The sequence below is a fragment of the Pseudoxanthomonas gei genome, from assembly GCF_010119615.1.
Taxonomy (GTDB): domain Bacteria; phylum Pseudomonadota; class Gammaproteobacteria; order Xanthomonadales; family Xanthomonadaceae; genus Pseudoxanthomonas_A; species Pseudoxanthomonas_A gei.
In genome coordinates this window covers 92,114-109,684 of record NZ_QOVG01000008.1, presented here as the reverse complement: position 1 = coordinate 109,684, position 17,571 = coordinate 92,114, and the positions used below count along the sequence as shown (strand labels likewise).

At 65.9% G+C, this 17,571-nt stretch carries 15 protein-coding genes; 6 read left to right on the top strand and 9 right to left on the bottom strand.

Going from position 1 to position 17,571, the window contains the following annotated elements:
* Positions 1-14 precede the first annotated feature (14 nt).
* Positions 15-1,388: an MBL fold metallo-hydrolase RNA specificity domain-containing protein gene (locus tag DT603_RS12455; protein WP_162350210.1), complete on the bottom strand. Its 1,374-nt coding sequence runs from the start codon at positions 1,386-1,388 to the stop codon at positions 15-17.
* A gap of 196 nt (positions 1,389-1,584) precedes the next feature.
* Between DT603_RS12455 and DT603_RS12450 the strand changes: the two genes are divergently transcribed.
* Positions 1,585-3,693, top strand: coding sequence for a M13 family metallopeptidase (locus tag DT603_RS12450; protein ID WP_425500973.1), 2,109 nt, complete (start codon positions 1,585-1,587; stop codon positions 3,691-3,693).
* Positions 3,694-3,837: 144 nt separating this feature from the next.
* Entirely contained in the window at positions 3,838-5,862 is a 2,025-nt protein-coding gene (locus DT603_RS12445; protein ID WP_162350209.1) for a M13 family metallopeptidase, read from the top strand.
* Between the two features lie 97 nt (positions 5,863-5,959).
* Here DT603_RS12445 and DT603_RS12440 read toward each other — a convergent pair whose 3' ends face one another.
* Together DT603_RS12440 and DT603_RS12435 are read right to left on the bottom strand one after the other, a co-directional pair.
* Positions 5,960-6,622 carry a rhomboid family intramembrane serine protease gene (locus DT603_RS12440; RefSeq protein ID WP_162350208.1) on the bottom strand — a complete coding sequence of 221 codons (663 nt, stop codon included), beginning with the start codon at positions 6,620-6,622 and terminating at the stop codon, positions 5,960-5,962.
* An 84-nt stretch (positions 6,623-6,706) separates the two neighbouring features.
* Positions 6,707-7,045: an MGMT family protein gene (locus tag DT603_RS12435; protein ID WP_162350207.1), complete on the bottom strand. Its 339-nt coding sequence runs from the start codon at positions 7,043-7,045 to the stop codon at positions 6,707-6,709.
* A gap of 40 nt (positions 7,046-7,085) precedes the next feature.
* Here DT603_RS12435 and DT603_RS12430 point away from each other — a divergent pair, with 40 nt between their 5' ends.
* The gene (locus DT603_RS12430) at positions 7,086-7,496 is read left to right on the top strand and encodes a type III secretion system chaperone family protein (RefSeq protein WP_162350206.1); all 411 of its coding nucleotides are present in this window, start codon (positions 7,086-7,088) and stop codon (positions 7,494-7,496) included.
* Between the two features lie 34 nt (positions 7,497-7,530).
* Here DT603_RS12430 and DT603_RS12425 read toward each other — a convergent pair whose 3' ends face one another.
* Positions 7,531-8,652 carry an inorganic phosphate transporter gene (locus tag DT603_RS12425; protein ID WP_162350205.1) on the bottom strand — a complete coding sequence of 374 codons (1,122 nt, stop codon included), beginning with the start codon at positions 8,650-8,652 and terminating at the stop codon, positions 7,531-7,533.
* Between the two features lie 115 nt (positions 8,653-8,767).
* Positions 8,768-9,394, bottom strand: a complete 627-nt coding sequence (locus tag DT603_RS12420; RefSeq protein ID WP_162350204.1) for a DUF47 domain-containing protein — start codon at positions 9,392-9,394, stop codon at positions 8,768-8,770.
* Between the two features lie 265 nt (positions 9,395-9,659).
* On the opposite strand from DT603_RS12420, the gene DT603_RS12415 reads away from it, so the two are divergent.
* Both DT603_RS12415 and DT603_RS12410 read left to right on the top strand, forming a co-directional pair.
* On the top strand, positions 9,660-10,973 hold the full coding sequence (locus DT603_RS12415) for a CNNM domain-containing protein (RefSeq protein WP_162350203.1): 1,314 nt from the start codon (positions 9,660-9,662) through the stop codon (positions 10,971-10,973).
* Positions 10,954-11,598 (top strand): exopolysaccharide biosynthesis protein, encoded by a 645-nt coding sequence (locus tag DT603_RS12410; RefSeq protein ID WP_162350202.1) that lies wholly within the window; start codon positions 10,954-10,956, stop codon positions 11,596-11,598. Before DT603_RS12415 ends, DT603_RS12410 begins: the two co-directional genes overlap by 20 nt.
* A gap of 15 nt (positions 11,599-11,613) precedes the next feature.
* Here the strand turns inward: DT603_RS12410 and DT603_RS12405 are convergent, their stop codons facing one another.
* The 3 genes from DT603_RS12405 to DT603_RS12395 are packed head-to-tail and all read right to left on the bottom strand — an operon-like array spanning position 11,614 to position 15,493.
* Positions 11,614-13,734 carry an EAL domain-containing protein gene (locus DT603_RS12405; protein WP_162350201.1) on the bottom strand — a complete coding sequence of 707 codons (2,121 nt, stop codon included), beginning with the start codon at positions 13,732-13,734 and terminating at the stop codon, positions 11,614-11,616.
* Positions 13,731-14,687, bottom strand: a complete 957-nt coding sequence (locus DT603_RS12400; protein ID WP_162350200.1) for a phosphate/phosphite/phosphonate ABC transporter substrate-binding protein — start codon at positions 14,685-14,687, stop codon at positions 13,731-13,733. The genes DT603_RS12405 and DT603_RS12400 overlap by 4 nt, the downstream gene beginning before the upstream one ends.
* A 47-nt stretch (positions 14,688-14,734) precedes the next feature.
* Positions 14,735-15,493 (bottom strand): RNA methyltransferase, encoded by a 759-nt coding sequence (locus DT603_RS12395; protein WP_162350334.1) that lies wholly within the window; start codon positions 15,491-15,493, stop codon positions 14,735-14,737.
* A 128-nt stretch (positions 15,494-15,621) separates the two neighbouring features.
* Here DT603_RS12395 and DT603_RS12390 point away from each other — a divergent pair, with 128 nt between their 5' ends.
* Positions 15,622-16,446, top strand: a complete 825-nt coding sequence (locus DT603_RS12390) for an inositol monophosphatase family protein (protein ID WP_162350199.1) — start codon at positions 15,622-15,624, stop codon at positions 16,444-16,446.
* Between the two features lie 148 nt (positions 16,447-16,594).
* Here DT603_RS12390 and secF read toward each other — a convergent pair whose 3' ends face one another.
* Positions 16,595-17,560, bottom strand: coding sequence for a protein translocase subunit SecF (secF, locus tag DT603_RS12385; RefSeq protein WP_162350332.1), 966 nt, complete (start codon positions 17,558-17,560; stop codon positions 16,595-16,597).
* Between the last annotated feature and the right edge of the window lie 11 nt (positions 17,561-17,571).

The following is a 17,571-nucleotide window of genomic DNA, read 5'->3' as shown; positions in this document are numbered from 1 at the left end:
GCGCCGGGCCAGGGCTACACCTCCAGGACCATCCCCGGGCGCACCAGCTCGACGCGGATGCCATGGCGCTCGCCGATTTCCCCGGCCAGCGTTTCCCGGGCCTTGTCCTCGCCATGCACCAGCACCAGCGGCGGATGCTGATCGAAGCCCGCATACCATTCCATCAATCCGCGTTGGTCGGCATGCGCCGAAAGTCCACCGATTGTGTGCTTCTGCGCATTGACCCGGTAGTCGCGGCCATGGATGCGCACCCACTTCGCGCCTTCCACCAGACGTCGTCCAAGGGTGCCTTCGGCCTGGTAGCCGACGAACACCATGTGCGCATTGCGGCGCCCCAGGTTGTATTTGAGGTGGTGAAGGATGCGGCCGCCATTGGCCATGCCCGAGCCGGCGATGATGATGGCGCCACTCTCGAACTGGTTGATTGCCATCGATTCGGCGGTGCTCGCGCTGATGTGCAGGTTGGGCAGCCTGAACGGGTTCGGCTTGTCCTTCCACACCTGCAACGCCTCCTGGTCGAACAGTTCGGCATGGCGGTCGTATACAGAGACCACCTTGGCCGCCATCGGACTGTCCAGGAATATCTTCCAGCGCGACAGCTGCCATTGGTCCCAGTATTTGGCGAACCAGTACAGCAGTTCCTGGCTGCGACCCACGGCGAACGCAGGAATCAGCACGTTGCCGCGATCCCGCCATGCGCTTTCGAAAATATCGCCCAGTTCATGCAGGGTGTCGGCCCGCTCTCTGTGGTTGCGGTCACCGTAGGTGGATTCCATCAGCACCAGGTCGGCATCGCGTACCAATTCGGGATCGCGCAGGATGGGCGTGCCCTTGGGTCCCAGGTCGCCCGAGAACACCAGTTTCCTGCCGTCGGCCCACAGCTCGATGATGCAGGAACCGAGGATATGCCCGGCGTCACGGAACGTGATCTCCACGCCCGGGACTATCTCCTGGCGGCTGCCATAGGGCAGTCCCCGCACCTGCTCCATGGCCAGCTCCACGTCCTCGCGCGCGTACAGCGGCTGCACTTCGGGTTCGCCCGCGCCGCGCTTGCGGTTTGCGCGCAAGGCGTCCGATTCGGCCAGGGAAGCCGAATCCAGCAGCATCACCGGCATCAGGTCCGCGCCGGCATGCTGGACGAAGATCGGTCCGCTGAAGCCGCGCTTCACCAGCAGTGGCACCCGCCCGATATGGTCGATGTGGGCATGGCTGACCACCAGCGCGTCGATTTGCGAGGGCTCGAACGGGAACGGATCCACATTGCGCGCCTCCGATTCGCGACTGCCCTGCATCAGTCCGCAGTCCAGCAGGATGCGTTTGCCGGCAGCGATGACCAGATGCAGGGAGCCGGTGACCTCGCCCGCAGCCCCGTGGAATTCAACCTGCATAACCCGGCCTTGCCACGCACGCCTTCCGTGCGCCAAAACCCTAGCACGCGCCCTGTAAGTCATTGATGTGAAGAAATAATTAGGCGGGGTGCATGACCTTCGACACCCTCTACGGCCCTGTCGCAGGCGTAGAGTTCGCGCACGACCCCGCCGTGGGTCGTCCCTTTTTCTATGCCCTGCGGGGCCGGAGTAGTCTGTGATTCGCAAACCCCAGATCCTGTTGTTGTCCGTGGCCATCGCCGTGGCCCTGGCCGCCTGCGGCAAGAAAGACGAAGCCGCCACCCCGGCCGCCGACGCCACTGCGGCTACCAGCGCCGAGCCCGCCGCACTGAAGCTGGACGAATCCAAGCTGCCACCAGTCAACCGCTTCATGCTGGCGGACCTGGACACCACCAAGAATGCCTGCGTCGACTTCGGTGGCTACGCCAACGGCAAGTGGCTCGCCGCCAATGCCATTCCCGGAGACCGCGCCAGCTGGGGCGCCTTCGAGATGCTGGACGAGCGTTCCAACTCCGTGCAGCAGCAACTGGCCGAACAGGCCGCAGCCGACAAGAACGCGACCGGTGTAGAGAAGATCGTTGGCGATCTCTGGGCCACCGGCATGGACGAAGCCAAGGTCAATGCGCAGGGCATCGAGCCGATCAAGCCCGAACTGGCCGCCATCGACGCCCTGAATGACAAGGACGCGATTGTCGGCTACCTGCGCAGCAGCGCCGCCAAGGGCCAGAACAGCCTGTTCGGCTTCGGCGCCAGCCCGGATTTCAAGGATTCCTCGCTCAACATCGCCTACGCCTTCCAGGGTGGGCTGGGCCTGCCGGACCCGGAGTACTACACCAAGGCGGAAAACAAGGACAAGCTGCAGGCCTACCAGGCCCACGTCGCCAAGGTACTTGAGCTTTCCGGCGTAGCCGCCGCCGATGCCGCCGAACAGGCCAAGGCCGTGATCGCGTTCGAAACGCGCCTGGCCAAGGCCTCCAAGACCAGCACCGAGCTGTCGCGCGACGCCGAGCTTTCCTACAACCCGATGTCGGTCGCCGACGCCGACAAGCTGACTCCGAATTTCTCGTGGACCGAGTTCTTCAAGTCACAGGGTGTGCCGACCACCGGCAACTTCTCGCTCGCCATCCCCGCCTTCCACCAGGAAGTGAGCAAGATGCTGGCCGACACCGCGCCGGCCACCTGGCGCAGCTACCTGCGCTTCCACGCCGTCGATGGCGCCTCGCCGTTCCTCAGCCAGGCCTTCGTCGACGAGAACTACAACTTCAACGGCAAGATCCTCAATGGCCAGAAGGAAATCAAGCAGCGCTGGAAGCGCGTGCTCGACACCATCGAGAGCCAGGCCGGCGAAGCGCTGGGCCAGATGTACGTCAAGGTCGCCTTCCCGGCCGAATCCAAGGCCAAGATGGAAGCCTTGGTGGGCAACCTGCGCACCGCGCTGAAGGCACGCATCGAGAACCTGGCGTGGATGAGCGACGAGACCAAGCAGAAGGCCATCGCCAAGTGGGAAACCTTCACCCCCAAGATCGGCTATCCGGACAAGTGGCGTGAGTGGACCGGCCTGTCGACCGCGCGCGACAGCTACATCGGCAACGTGCTGGCGGCCAACGAGTTCAACTACAAGTGGAACCTGTCCAAGATCGGCAAGCCGGTGGACAAGACCGAATGGGGCATGAGCCCGCAGACGGTCAACGCCTACTACAACCCGCAGCAGAACGAGATCGTGTTCCCGGCCGCGATCCTGCAGCCGCCGTTCTTCGATGCCAATGCCACCGACGAAATGAACTATGGCGGCATCGGCGCGGTGATCGGCCACGAGATGAGCCACGGCTACGACGACCAGGGTGCGCGTTTCGGCCCGACCGGCAACTTCGAGGAATGGTGGACCCCGGCCGACAAGAAGGCGTTCGAGGCCGGCACCGGCAAGTTGATCAGCCAGTTCGACGGCTACAAGACCGACGCCGGCGGCCAGGTCAGCGGCAAGCTGACCCTGGGCGAGAACATCGCCGACCTGGGCGGCTTGGCCACGGCCTACGATGCGATGAAGAAGGCCACCGAAGGCACGCCCGATCCCAAGACCGATGGCCTGACCCGCGACCAGCGCTTCTTCCTCAACTGGGCCACCGTGTGGCGTCGCAACTTCACCCCGGAAAACCTGGCCGTGCGCCTGAAGACCGACCCGCACGCCCCGGCCAACTTCCGGGCCATCGGCACGCCGTCCAACATGCCCGCGTTCGCCGCCGCGTTCTCGTGCAAGGCCGGCGACCCGATGGTGCGTGCCGACGACAAGAAGGTCGTGATCTGGTGAGCCTGATCTAGCAAACCCGTTCGTACCGCAACACCCGCGAAGGCCCGGCATGTCCGGGCCTTCGCTTTTTTTGCGGAACGTGTTCATGGGGCGCGAGGTCGCCCTTGCTAGACTCCCCGCATCCATCGATGCGGAACATTCCAGATGCCCCAGCTGCGCAACGCCCTCAGCAAGCCCTCCCTGCTCGCCTTCGCCCTGGTGGCCGCGCTCGGCGCCACCGATGCCCACGCCGCTGCCAAGAAGAAGAAGGCGCCCAAGGCGCCTGCGGTCAGCGCCGAATGCACTGATTTCTACAGCAGCGCGAACGCGGCATGGCTGACGGCCAATCCGCTGCCGGCCGGGGTCGGTTCGGTGACCGCGCTGGGCCAGTTGCGCGAACGCAGCGAGCAGCAGCAGCGCGCACTGCTGGATGCCGCGATGCAGTCGCCGCAAGGCAACGTGCAGAAGCTGCTCGGCGACTTCTGGGCCAGTGGCCTGGATGAGGCGGCGGTCGAGGCCGACGGTTCCAGGCCGATTGCGCCGCTGCTGGACCGCATCAACGGCATCAAGCGCGCCAAGGACGTGCCCGCCGCGATTGCCGCCCTGCACCAGGTCGGCATACCGGTAGCCTTCAACTTCAGCCCGGACGTGGACCTGAAGGCGCTGGACCGCCACATCGGCTATTTCAGCCAGGGCGGCATGGGCCTGCCCGACCCGGCCTACTACACCCGCAGTGATGCCGAGACCCGCGAACTGCTGGGCCGCTACCAGAACTACGTCAAGCAGATCCTGACCCTGACCGGCACCAAGCCCGAAAAGCTCGATGCCGAAGCGCTGGCGGTGATCGACCTGGAAACCAGGCTGGCGCGCGTGTCCCGGCCGCTGCAGGACCTGCGCAGTCCCCTGGCCAACTATGTGCCGGTCGCCACCAAGGACCTGGCCAAGCAGTACAAGAACCTGCAACTGGATGCGTTCCTGAAGGCCCAGGGCGTGACGGACGACACCGTGTCGATGGCCAACCCGGCGCTGTTCGCCGAACTCAACACGCTGATCGCCACGATCAAGCCGGAGCAGTGGAAGACCTATCTGCGCTGGCAGGTCGGCGATGCGATGGCGCCGTACCTGGCCAAATCGTTCCGCGATGCCGACTTCGAATTCCGCGGCCGCGTGTTGAAAGGCGAGGCGGCGCCTGCGCCACGCTGGCAGCACGTGCTGGCTGCAATCAATACCGCCGCCGGCCCGATGCTGGGCCGTGAATATGCGGGGCGCTACCTGCCGTCCTCCAGCAAGGACAAGGCCGAGGCCGTGGCCCGCGATGTACGTGAGGCATTGGCCCGCGGCCTGGAGGGCAACAGCTGGATGAGCGCAGCGGCCAAGGCCGAGGCGAAGTCGAAGATCGACAAGCTGAAGATCGAGGTCGGCACCCCGCGCCGCGACCTCGATTACAGCGTGCAGCCCATGGGCCGCGGCAGCTTCGGCAGCAACATCCTCATCGCATCGACCTGGCGCCATCGCGAAGAAATGAAGCGCATCGGCAAGGGCAACGCCGACCGCCGCTGGGACGTGCTGCCACAGCAGCCGGCCCTGGCCTACGACCTGGCCCAGAATCGCCTTATAGTCACCGCCGCGGTGCTGCAGGCGCCGGTGTTCGACGTCGCGCGCGGTGATTCGGCGCTGTTCGGTTCCTACGGCGCCCTGGTCGGGCACGAACTCAGCCGCGGCTTCGACCTGCGCGGCCGCATGGTCGATGCCGGCGGCGAGATCCGCGACTGGTGGACGCCGGCCGACGTCACCGCGTGGAATGCGCTGGGCGCCCGGGTGGCAGCCCAGTACAACGGCTATCCCTTCCCCGCGCTTACCGCCGCCAAGGTCAACGGCACGTTGACCCTGGATGAGAACCTGGCCGACCTTGCCGGCGTGGAGCTGGCCTGGGATGCCTACACCCACGCCCAGCTGGCGCCCAACACAGGGGCCAAGCAGACGCTCTTCCGCAGCTGGTCGGAGCTCTGGGCGCAGCAGCTCTCGCCCGCTGAAGCGGCCCAGCGCATCGCCACCGATGCACACGCTCCCGGCCAGTGGCGCAGCAACGGTCCGCTGTCCAACCAGCCGGCCTTCGCCGAGTCCTTCAGCTGCAAGGCAGGCCAGCCGATGCGTCGCGGCGACGCGGAGCAGGTCAGGATCTGGCGCTGAGGCAATCGGCTCGGCGAAACCGGGCCGGTAAAATCAGCTTGAATGACCGATCAGGTCAAGAAAAAGGCGCGGAACTCCGCGCCTTTTTCCGTTTCGCCTAGCGCACGATGCGCGGGCGTGGCGGCGGCCGCTTGCCGAAGGGCGGTTGCCCGCGCCAGTAGCGGATCAGCAACCAGCCAAACAGCATGCCGCCCAGGTGTGCGAAGTGTGCAACGCCCGGTTGCCACCCTGTGAAACCCAGCAGCAGTTCGACCGCGCCGTAGACGATGACCAGGGTCCGCGCCTTCATCGGTATGGGCGGGAACAACAGCATCACCCGCTGGTTGGGGAACAGCATTCCGTAGGCCAGCAGCAAGCCGAACACGCCTCCGGATGCTCCCACCGTGGGATAGGGTGCGCCGCCCTGCGACATGGACCACCACGCCACCACCAGCTGCAGCAAGCCGGCGCCGGCGATGCACACCAGGAAATACGTCAGGAAGCGCCGGTCGCCCCAGGTGTATTCCAGCGGCGAGCCGAACATGTACAGCGCAAGCATGTTGAACAACAGGTGCGGAAAGCCACCATGCATGAAACCGTAGGTGAGCAACTGCCAGGGCTGGAACTCGTAGCCCGTCGCGAACAGGTCAAGCCCGTTCGGCCCCAGCGGCCACAACTCCAACGATGCCAGCACCGCTTCGCCAAGCATCTGCTGCAACAGGAACATCACCACGTTGGCAATGATCAAGGCCCGGGTCACCGGGGGAATCTTCTGAAACATGCGCAGGCTCGGTAGGGTTGCCGCCCATCATAACGGCATGCCTTGCCGGTCCGCAGGCAGGCGTACGGCCGATACCTGCAACGCTCAGGATCCCGCCGGTCCCCACACCTGCTCATCCACCGTGGGGGCGGCCTTCAGTCCGCGCACGCGTCCGTTGACTACGGTCACGCCTTCGCTGCGCAGGCGTTGGCACTGTTCCCGATAACCCTTCGAACCCTCTGGCAGGGCGACCCGTCCGTCCGAGCGCAGCACCCGATGCCAGGGCAGCCTGGGATCGGTGTTCTCACTGAGGACTTTGGCGGCCAGCCGCGCGCGGCCCGGGAGTCCGGCCCGCCGCGCCACTTCGCCGTAGCCCGCGATTTCGCCGCGCGGAATGGCGCGTACCGCGGCGAGGATGCGTTCGGCGGGAGACTTGTCGGCCATCAGGGATTAGCATAGCCCGCGCGCACCGAAGGAGCAGCACATGCAGAATTTCGAGCAGATCCGCAGCCACCTGAGCAAGTCCGGCTACAAGGTCACCATGCATGAGCCGTACGTGGCCTGCGTCGAATTGTCGCTGGACAGCGGCAACCGCCACCAGGCGATCTTCCTTTCGGAGCTGGGCAACGACGACGAGCGCGGCTACCTGCGCGTCAGCACCGTCATCGCGCCGATCACCGGCATCGATGCGCGCCGGGCCCTGAAATTCAACTGGGACAGCAGCGTGGGCTACCTGGCCATCGGCGACCTGGATGGCGTGCCCTACCTGCAGCTGTGCGAGAACCGTCCCTACGACGGGCTGACGCCTTCGGAAGTGGACCGCATGGTGCTGGAGATCGGCGGCCTGGGCGACAACATGGAACGCGCCCTTTCGGCAGAAGGCGACCTGCTCTGATTTTTTCTTCTCCCGTCGGGAGAAGCAAACGGCGTCAGGACCAGCCCATCGCGTCGAGCAGGCACCACAGGCCATAGGCGATGCCGCCGGCCGCGGGGATGGTGAGGATCCACGCCCACACGATGCGCTCGATCACGCCCAGCTTCAGCGCCTTCGGATTCTTCGCATAGCCCACGCCCATGATCGCCGTGGAAATGCTGTGCGTGGTCGAAACCGGCATGCCGAAATGCGCGGCCACGGTGAGGATGGTGGCTGAACTGGTTTCCGCCGCGAAGCCGTGGATGGGATGCAGCTTGACCATCTTGTGGCCGAGGGTCTTGATGATCTTCCAGCCACCGGACGCCGTGCCGGCCGCCATCACCACCGCGCAGGTCAGCACGATCCACAGCGCGATTTCCTTGCCGTCGCCGCTGCCCGGATGCAGGAACGCCAGTGATGCGGGCAGGTTGTCCAGGGCTCCGGTCGCCTCGGCGCCGACCAGGGTCAGGGCGATGATGCCCATGGTCTTCTGCGCATCGTTGTGCCCGTGCGCGTAGCCCATGTACGCAGCCGACAGGATCTGTGCCTTGCCGAAGAAGGCATTGACCCAGCGCGGCCTGGCCAGGCGCGCGAGTGGACCGCCGGCCTTGGCCATTGCCGCGATGATGCCCCACAGCAGCAGCATCACCAGCACGCCCAGCAGGAAACCTGCGATGGGCGAGGTGATCATCGGCAGGAACACCTTCCACAGCAGGCCCTTGTTCTTGGCCCAGTTGCCAATCGACTCCGACCAGATAAGCGCGCCCCAGTTGTTGTGCGCCGCCGCCAGCGCCGCCCCGCACAGCCCGCCGATCAGGGCGTGCGAGGAAGAAGACGGCAAGCCTTTCCACCAGGTGATCAGGTTCCAGCTCAGGCCGCCCAGCAACGCGCACAGGATCACCTGTGAACTGGCTTCGACCACTTCGGTATTGATGATGCCCGAGGCAATGGTGGCGGCGACTGCGGTGCCGGTCAGCGCGCCGATCAGGTTCATCACCGCCGCCAGCGCCACCGCCCAACCGGGGGCCAGCACCTTGGTGGCGACCACGGTGGCGATGGAGTTGGCGGTGTCATGGAACCCGTTGACGAACTCGAACACGAGCGCGGCGAAGATGACGATCAGGACTAGGGTGAGCACGGAGGCCTCTTCATTTGCATTGCATCGCTAAGGTGCCGCGGCTTGGGCATGCCAACCCGGGCGGGGCCTGCGTGTCGATGCGCGCCGAGGGCGCGCACAGCATCGCCATCCACCGTCAGCTGTTCTTCAATACGATCTGGTACGCCACCACGCCCGCCTCGCGGCAGCGGTCGATGGCTTTTTCCAGGATCTCGAAGAATTCCTTGAGCAGGAACATCTGCAGGTTGTCCAGGCGACCGGAATAGATGTCGCGGTAGAGCTCCAGCATCAGGCGATCGGCTTCGTTCTCCAGCGCACGCAGCTTGTCGTTGAGCACGGTCATGCGATCGATGTTCATCTTCTGCAGGTCGTGCACCATGTCGACCACCACCGAGGCGGCCTGTTCCAGCATCGCCGCGCGTGGCGCGAAATCGATCCCTTCCAGGTGCTTGGTCGCCAGCGAATAGCGGTCGGCGAATTTCTCGACCTGCTTGGGGATCTTGTACAGGGCCGAGCCCAGCGCTTCGATGTCCTCGCGCTCGATCGGCGTGATGAAGCTTTCGACCAGCGCCTTGCCGATCTTGTCCGAGGCGGTACGTTCGCGCTGGCGTGCCAGCTTGAAGGCATCCAGCGCCGGCTGGCGGTCTGTCGTCTTCATCATGGCGTGCAAGGCCTTGGTACTGTCGAAGGCGGCCTGAGCCGCATCGTCCAGCAAGGTATAGAACTGCTGGCCGGAGCCGAAGATGGTCTGCAGCGAGAACATGGAAGACGTACCCCGCCGTCACGGAAGGGACGGCAACCGGGCGGGATTATGACCGTTTCGCGTCGGGGAGTGGCAAACACCGAACCCCTGGGCAGCGCGGGCGCCGGCGACCCGGCCTTGCCGCAATGCCCCGGGCGGGTTTGCTAGACTCCGCACCGCGCCCAGGCGCACTTTATGGAAGACGACCCTACCCCCCCTCTCCGCACGCGCAGCCCTGCTGTGATGCGTGCCCCAGCAGCAGCCTGCACCGGCCGGAACCGCCCGCGTGCTTGAGCTGCTGATCGTTGCTGGGCTTATCGTCCTCAATGGCTTCTTCGCGTTGTCGGAGATGGCCTTGATGACCTCGCGCAAATTGCGCCTCAAGCAGCTGGGGCAGGAAAGCCGCGGCGCCCGGGTCGCGCTGGCGCTGGCCGAGCATCCGGACAACCTGTTGTCCACGGTGCAGATCGGCATTACGGGCATCGGCGTGCTTGCCGGACTTTTCGGTGGCGAAGCCATAGGCACCCTGGTGACCGGCTGGCTGGTCGGCACCTGGCCCAACGCCAGCGAATATGCGGCCGTCATCGGCACGGTCACCGCGGTGACCCTGATCACCTCCAGCTCGGTCATCTTCGGTGAGTTGATCCCCAAGCGCCTGGCCCTGACCAACCCGGAGAACATCGCCGCGGTGGTGGCCATTCCGCTGGACTGGCTGTCGCGCTTCGCGCGTCCGGTAGTCTTCGTGCTGGGCGCGATCAACCGCCTGGTGCTGCGCATGCTGGGTATCCGCGACGGCGACCGCAACGCGGTCAGCCAGGAAGAGATCCGCATGCTGGTCAGCGAGGGCCATGCGCAGGGCGTCATCGACGTGGACGAGCGCAACATGGTCAACCGCGTACTGCGCCTGGGCGACCGTACGGCGGACAGCCTGATGACCCCGCGCAAGCGCATCGTGTGGCTGGACCAGTCGGCCAGCTACGAGAGCAATATCGACACCATGCGGCAGTCGCAATTCTCGCGTTTCCCGGTATACCGCGGCAACGACCAGGACGTGGTCGGCATCCTGGAAGTGAAGTCGTTGATCGACCGCTTCGCCGAACGCTCCCCCGAGATCTTCCAGAACCTGCGCGCACCGCTGTTCGTTTCAGAATCCACCCATGCGATGAAGCTGCTGGAAATCCTGCGCGAGGAACAGCAATCGCTGGCCCTGGTGGTGGACGAGTACGGCGAGATCCAGGGACTGGTGACGCTGAGCGACCTGATGGGCGCGGTGGTCGGGCGCCTGCAGGCCGCCGAGAACAGCGACGAGGATGCGCTGGTGGTGACCCGCGACGATGGCTCGCTGCTGGTCGACGGTTCGTTGCCCAACGATGACCTGCGCGAGCTGCTCGGCGGCGTGGCCCTGCCCGATGGCGACGAGGCAGACTACAACACCATCGCAGGCCTGGTGATCGAGCAGTTCGGTCGCATTCCCCACGTGGGCGAACACCTGGAATGGGCCGGCTGGCGCATCGAAGTGGTCGACCTGGACGGCGCCCGCATCGACAAGCTGCTGCTGCAGAAAATAGCCGACGACGAAGATGACGAAACCAGCGCCTGACCCCGAGGGCGCGGCCGATCCACAGGCCAGGGCGCACGTGGGCGCGCGTGCGGTGCTGGATGATTTCGCTTCGGGCGATCCTGAAGACCACCTGCGCCTCGGCGACCTGCTTTCGGGGCTGCGGCACAGCGCGTTCGGCATGTTGCTGTTCGTCGGCATCCTGCCCGCATTCCTTCCCATTCCCGGCGTCGCCGGCGCGATCAGCGGTCCGCTGGTCGTGCTGATCGGCGCCCAGTTGCTGGTGGGCATGCGCAAGCCCTGGCTGCCGGCGTTCCTCGCCAGCCGCGGCCCGCACCGCAAGTCGATGGGACGCTTCCGCGACATGACTTCGCGCTGGCTGGCCTGGCTGGAAAAGCTGGTGCGCCCCCGCATGGAGGGCGTGCTGGACCATCCCGTCGCCAGCGCTTTCACCGGACTGCTGCTGGTGTTGCTGGGCCTGCTGCTGGCGTTGCCGATTCCCTTCACCAACTATCTGTTCGGCGTGCTGCTACTGCTGTTCGTACTGGCGCTGCTGGAACGCGACGGGGCGCTGATGCTGGTGGCCTGGCTGGCCGGGGCAATCGCGGTGGTCAGCTTCGGATTCGTCTCCGGCAACCTGGTGCGGGTGGTCGACGGCTGGTTCTGAGCCGGCCGCAACAACTCAGACCAGCAGCTGTTCGAATTCGCTGGCGCTCATCGGGTAACCCATCCAGTAACCCTGGGCCAGGTCGCAGCCACGCGCGCGCAGGATGTCGAACTGTGCTTCCTTCTCCACGCCTTCGGCCACCACCGTGATCCCCAGCGAATGGGCCATGGCGATGATGGCCGTGGTCAGGGCCAAGTCATCCGGGTCGCGCTGCATGTCGGCAATGAAACTGCGGTCGATCTTGACCCCGTCCACCGGCACGCGGCGCAGGTGGCTCAGCCCCGAGAAGCCGGTGCCGAAATCATCCAGCCACACCTTCACCCCCGTTCGGTGCAACTTGGCCAGCAGCGCGCTGGCGTGCGCCTCGTCGCTGATGACCGCGGTCTCGGTGAGTTCCAGGTGCAGCCGCGAGGCCGGCAGGCCGGTGTCGCGCAGGCACGAGGCGACTTCCTCGGGCAAGTCGCCACTGCGCAACTGGCGCGGCGAGACGTTGACCGCGACGAACGGGGCCTCCTGGGTTATCGGGTCCACCGGCCAGTGCGATGCGGCCATGCAGGCTGCCCGCAGCACACGCGGGCCGATGCTCTCGATCAAGCCACTCTGCTCGGCCACGTCGATGAACACCGACGGCGCGATCGACCCCAGGTCCGGATGCTGCCATCGCAACAGCGCTTCGGCGCCGACGATGCGGTTGTCGGCCAGGCTGAGGATCGGCTGGTAGACCAGGCTGAGCTCGCCACGCTCCCACGCGCCGCGCAATTCCTGTTCCATGTGCACGCGTCTTTCCACCGCCTGGTCCATGGCCCGGCTGTAGAAGCGGTAGCAGTTCTTGCCGGCCACCTTGGCCTGGTACATCGCGATATCGCCGTTCTTCATCAGCGCCGTTGCGCCTGAAGCGTCTTCCGGGAACAGGGTGATGCCGATGGACGTACCCAGGAACACCTGCCGTCCCTCGACCACCAGCGGCTGCCCCAGTTCCTTGACCAGTGCCTCGGCCAGTTGCGTGGCCGCCGCGCGCACGTCGCCGTTCTGGATGAGGATGACGAATTCGTCGCCACCGAAACGCGCCAGCAGGGCTTCATCGCCACCCATGCGTTCGACCGCGCCGCGGATGCGATTGGCGAACTGCACCAGCACCTCGTCTCCGGCTTCGTGGCCCAGGGTGTCGTTGACCCGCTTGAAGTCGTCGATGTCGGCGAACAGCAGCGCCAGCTGCCGACCCGCGCCGCGCAGCATCATCAGCCGGTGGTCCAGGCTTTCGCGGAACGCCAGCCGGTTGGTCAGTCCGGTCAGCGCATCGGTGTAGGCCATGCGCCGCACGTCGCGGTCATGCCGCGCGATGCTGTCATTCATGTCGCTGAAAGCGCGCACCAGGTCGCCCACTTCGTCCTGCCGCGCGCTGACCAGGCGCTTGGCGTCGTAGTTGCCCACGCCGATGGCGTTGGCTGCATCGGCAAGCTGGCGGATCGGCTTCACCAGGGTGCGCTGCACGTACCAGGCGATGGCCACGCATACCGCGGCCAGGGTAGCAAGCAACAGCACGAACCAGCCCATGTGTCGCCTGCCGAGTTCCTGCAGGCGGCTGTTGAGGTTGCCTGCCGCGCGCTCCTCGCTGGCGCGTATGTCGGCCAGCGAATAGCCCACTCGCACCCCGCCGATGCGCTCGTTGCCGATGCTGATCGCCTCGGATACATCCACCACCCGTTGCGACCATTGCGTGAGCAGGTGGTCGGAGTTGGCCGCCGCGCGCGCCAGCGGATCGGTCATCGGCTGGCCGTACGCGGCGATGTCGTAGGTGCCGTCATGCACGATGTTGCCGCCACTGTCGTACACCAGCACATAGGCCACGTCGGGCTGGCGCGAGGCCGCGCGCACGGTGATTCCTATCGTGTCCAGGTCGGAAAAATACAGGGGGTTGGTGAGGGAATCGGCAAGCTGCTCGACCATCGCCTCGCCGCGCCGGCTAAGCGCATCGGCGGCCATGCCCTGCATCGCCTCGCGCGCCAGCCCGTCGACCTCGCGCTGCATCATCGACTGCCGTTGCAGGACCAGGGCGAGCAACGCAAACACGACCGCCAAGGTCAGGCCCATGCCTACCAGGAAACGGGCCTGCAGGCCGAAACGAAGGGCTTTCACTCGACCCGCTCACGCACGCGCGTGGCACCGTCGCGTACCCGGTCCAGGCCCGCGCGCGAAGCCGGGTCCACCGGCAGGAAGCGCGTGGTGCGGAAGAACAGCGCCATCGCCTCGCGCGCGGCGGGGTCGTTGGCCGCTTCCAGCAACACCTCGCGCAGGCGTGCCTCGACCCTGGAATCCAGATCACCGCGCACCATTTCCAGCGCACGCGGATAGTCGGGCGTTTCGTGGATGATCTTCAGGTCCTCGCGAAAGGTAGCGGGCATGCGCCGGGCATCGTCCCAGTCCAGGCTGCTCAGCACGCCGGCATCGACCAGCCGCTTGTGCACCCAGGCGGCGATATTCAGCTCGGAACGCGCGAACACGTAACCCACCGAATTCGGCGTAGGCCGATCCAGCGGCGACAGCAGGATCTCCAGCTGCAGGCCCTGGTCCAGCAGCGCGGCCGCCGGCACGATGTAGGCGCTGGTCGAGGCGGTGCTCTGGAAGGCGATGCTGCGGCCTTTCAGGTCGGAAAGGCTGTTGATGCCGCTGTCCTTGCGCACGAAGAACACCGAGTGATAGCGGCTGACACCGCCGCGTTCGGTCAGCACCAGCGGCCTGGCACCCGCGCGCTTCTGCAGCTGCATGCCGGTGCCGGAGGTTTCGGTGACCCAGTCCACGCGCCCGCGGCGAAGATAGCTGGTCATCTGCTGCGCATCGCGCGCCATCAGGATGCGGCCCTCGGTGATGCCGACGTCGCGCATGCGTGGCACCACGTAGTCCAGCAGCGGCTTGAGCTGCTCGTAATGGGCCTTGGGATCGTCGCTGATGCGGCCGATCACCAGTACGCCGCCGCCGGTGGACGCTGCTGGCGCCGAGGCGGCCGGCGCGGGGACCGCCGCCAGGGCAAGGGAATGCGACAACAGGAGGGCAAGGCCAAGCAAGGCGGTACGCAACGTCGGGGCTCGCATTGGCAGCAGAGGGGAGACTAGCCGAAAGCCAACGACACGGGTAGTGATCATTCCGGGGCCTTGGCCCCCGCCAATCTCGCCATCCTTTGCGCGTCGGCGAGGATGCCGCGCATCAGGCGTACTTCCTGCTCGGTCAGGGTCGCGCGCAGGAACAACCTGCGCAACTTGCGCATCGCCGAATCCGGTGCCCGGCCCTTGTGGAAGTCGATGTCGTCCAGGGTCTCACCGAGCTGCGCGAACAGGCCTTCCATCTGCGCGTGCGATGCGGCCAGCTCCTGGCGTGGGGTGGCAGTTGCATCCGGGAGGGCATGACCGGCCAGCAATGCGACCCGCAGTTCATAGGCCAGCACCTGCACGGCCGCAGCCAGGTTCAGCGAGCTGTATTCGGGGTTGGCCGGGATATGGACCGAGGCGTGGCACAGCTGCAGTTCCTCGTTGCTCAGGCCGGTGCGCTCGCGGCCGAAGACCAGGGCGACCTCGTCCGCGGCGGCGAGCGCGACCACTTTCGAAGCCGCCTCGCGCGGCCCCAGTTCCTCCAGCGCCACCCGCCGGCTGCGCGCCGTGCAGCCCAGCACGAAGCGGCAGTCCGATATCGCCTCGGCCAGGGTCGCCACGACCGGGGCCTGGGCCAGCACGTCGTCGGCGCCGGCGGCCCGGCGGAAGGCCTCGTCGGCCGGGTATTGCTCGGGCGCCACCAGCACCAGCCGCGACAGGCCCATGGTCTTCAGCGCGCGTGCCGCCGCGCCGATGTTGCCGGGGTGCTGGGTGCCCACCAGCACGATGCGGATGCGGGTGGCGGCTTCCATCACAGGGTCGGGAGTGTTCATGGGTGTAGATGTTAAACTGCCCGGGCCGGTCTCCGCGCCGTGCTGCTCTTTTCCCCCTTGTTCCTTCCACCCGACTGCACTGGCAGTCCACCCGAGGCCTGTAGCCCATGTTGAATCCCGTCGTCACCATCATGGTCAAGGCCGCACGCCAGGGGGGCAACGTCCTGCTGCGCAGCATCAACAAGCTCGACAGCCTGACCGTGGTGGAAAAGGGACGCCTGGACTACGCCAGCGAGGTGGATGGCGACGCCGAGAAGGCCGTGATCAAGGAACTCAAGCGCGCCTATCCGGATTATTCGATCCTGGGCGAGGAAGGCGGCGGCTCGGGCGGCAAGAACGGTCGGTACACGTGGGTCATCGACCCGCTGGACGGCACCAGCAACTACCTGCGCGGCTTCCCGCACTACTGCGTGTCCATCGCCCTTTGCGACAACGGCGAGGCGACCGACGCGGTGATCTTCGACCCGCTGCGCAACGAGCTGTTCACCGCCAGCCGTGGCAGCGGCGCCCAACTCAATGAGCGCCGCATCCGCGTCCACGACCGCAAGGACCTGGGCAGCACCATCCTCGGCACCGGTTTCGCACCGCGTGAGCGCGCCCGGGCCGGCGCGCAGCTGGAATGCGTGCGCGAACTGCTGGTGCACGCCGAGGACGTACGCCGCACCGGTTCGGCCGCGCTGGACCTGGCCTACGTGGCCTGTGGCCGCAGCGACGGTTATTTCGAGGCTGGCCTCAAGGCCTGGGACATCGCCGCCGGGGTGCTGCTGGTGCGCGAAGCCGGCGGCAAGGTCTGCGACTACAAGGGCGCCAACCTGGCGCGCCTGGACTTCCAGGGCGCCAGGGATTTCCAGGTAGTGGCCGGCAACATCAAGGTCTGCGAAGCGCTGCAGAAAACCATTGTGACTTCCGGTTACGCCGCCAGCTTCAACTGACCTCCCTTCGTAGGTGCGGGCCTCGCCCGCGATGCTCCATGGGTTTTTCGCAACAGCATCGCGGGCACGGCCCGCTCACAGCAAAAACCGATGCATGAAAAAGGCCGCGAGAACTTCGCGGCCTTTTTCGTTTTCGGCTTCGACCGCGTTACGGGCGTCGCGCCAGCGCGGCTTCTTCCTTGGCCTTGGGCAGCAGGTCCTGCTTGGTGACCTTCAGCAACCAGATGGTCAGCAGCGGACAGGCCACGAAGATCGAGGAAATGGTACCGATCACGATGCCCATCATCTGCGAGATGGCCATGCCTTCCAGCGAACCGCCGCCGTAGATGTACAGCGCCAGCACGGTCAGGAAGGCCACGAACGAAGTGATGATGGTGCGTGACAGGGTCTGGTTGACCGAGCGGTTGAGGATCTCCTCCGGCTCGGCGCGCAGGCTGCGGAAGTTCTCGCGCACGCGGTCGAACACCACGATGGTGTCATTGATCGAGAAGCCCATCACCGACAGCAGGCCGGCCAGCACGGTCAGGTCGAACTCGCGCCCGGTCAGGGCGAAGAAGCCGGCCACGATCAGCACGTCGTGCAGGGTGGTGAAAATCGCCGCCACCGCGAACTTCCACTCGAAGCGGAACGAGATGTAGATCAGGAAGCCGACCACCACGAAAATCAGCGCATACAGGCCGTTTAGCGCCAGTTCCTTGCCGACCTGCGGCCCGACGAACTCGTTGCGAAGCATCCTGGCGTTGTTGTCCGGCGTGGAGGCCGCGGCCAGCACTTCCTGCACGGTGGTGTTGTCGTTGCCGGAACTGGTCTGGCCCTCGCGCGGCTGCAGGCGGATCAACAGGTCGCTGCCGGTGCCGAAGGTCTGCACCTGGGCGCTGGTGTAGCCTGCGCTGGCCAGGCGATCGCGCACCCCGTCCACGTCGGGAGCCTTGTCGAAACGCACTTCCACCACGGTGCCACCGGTGAAATCCAGGGCGTAGTTGAAGCCCTTGAAGGCGATGGCGCCGATGGCGACGACGGCCAGCAGCAGCGCCACGCTCAGGGAGACCCAGCGCAGGCGCATGAAATTGAAGTTGGTGTCGTTGGGGATGAGGTGCAACGGGAAAAGTTTCATGGTCATGGGGT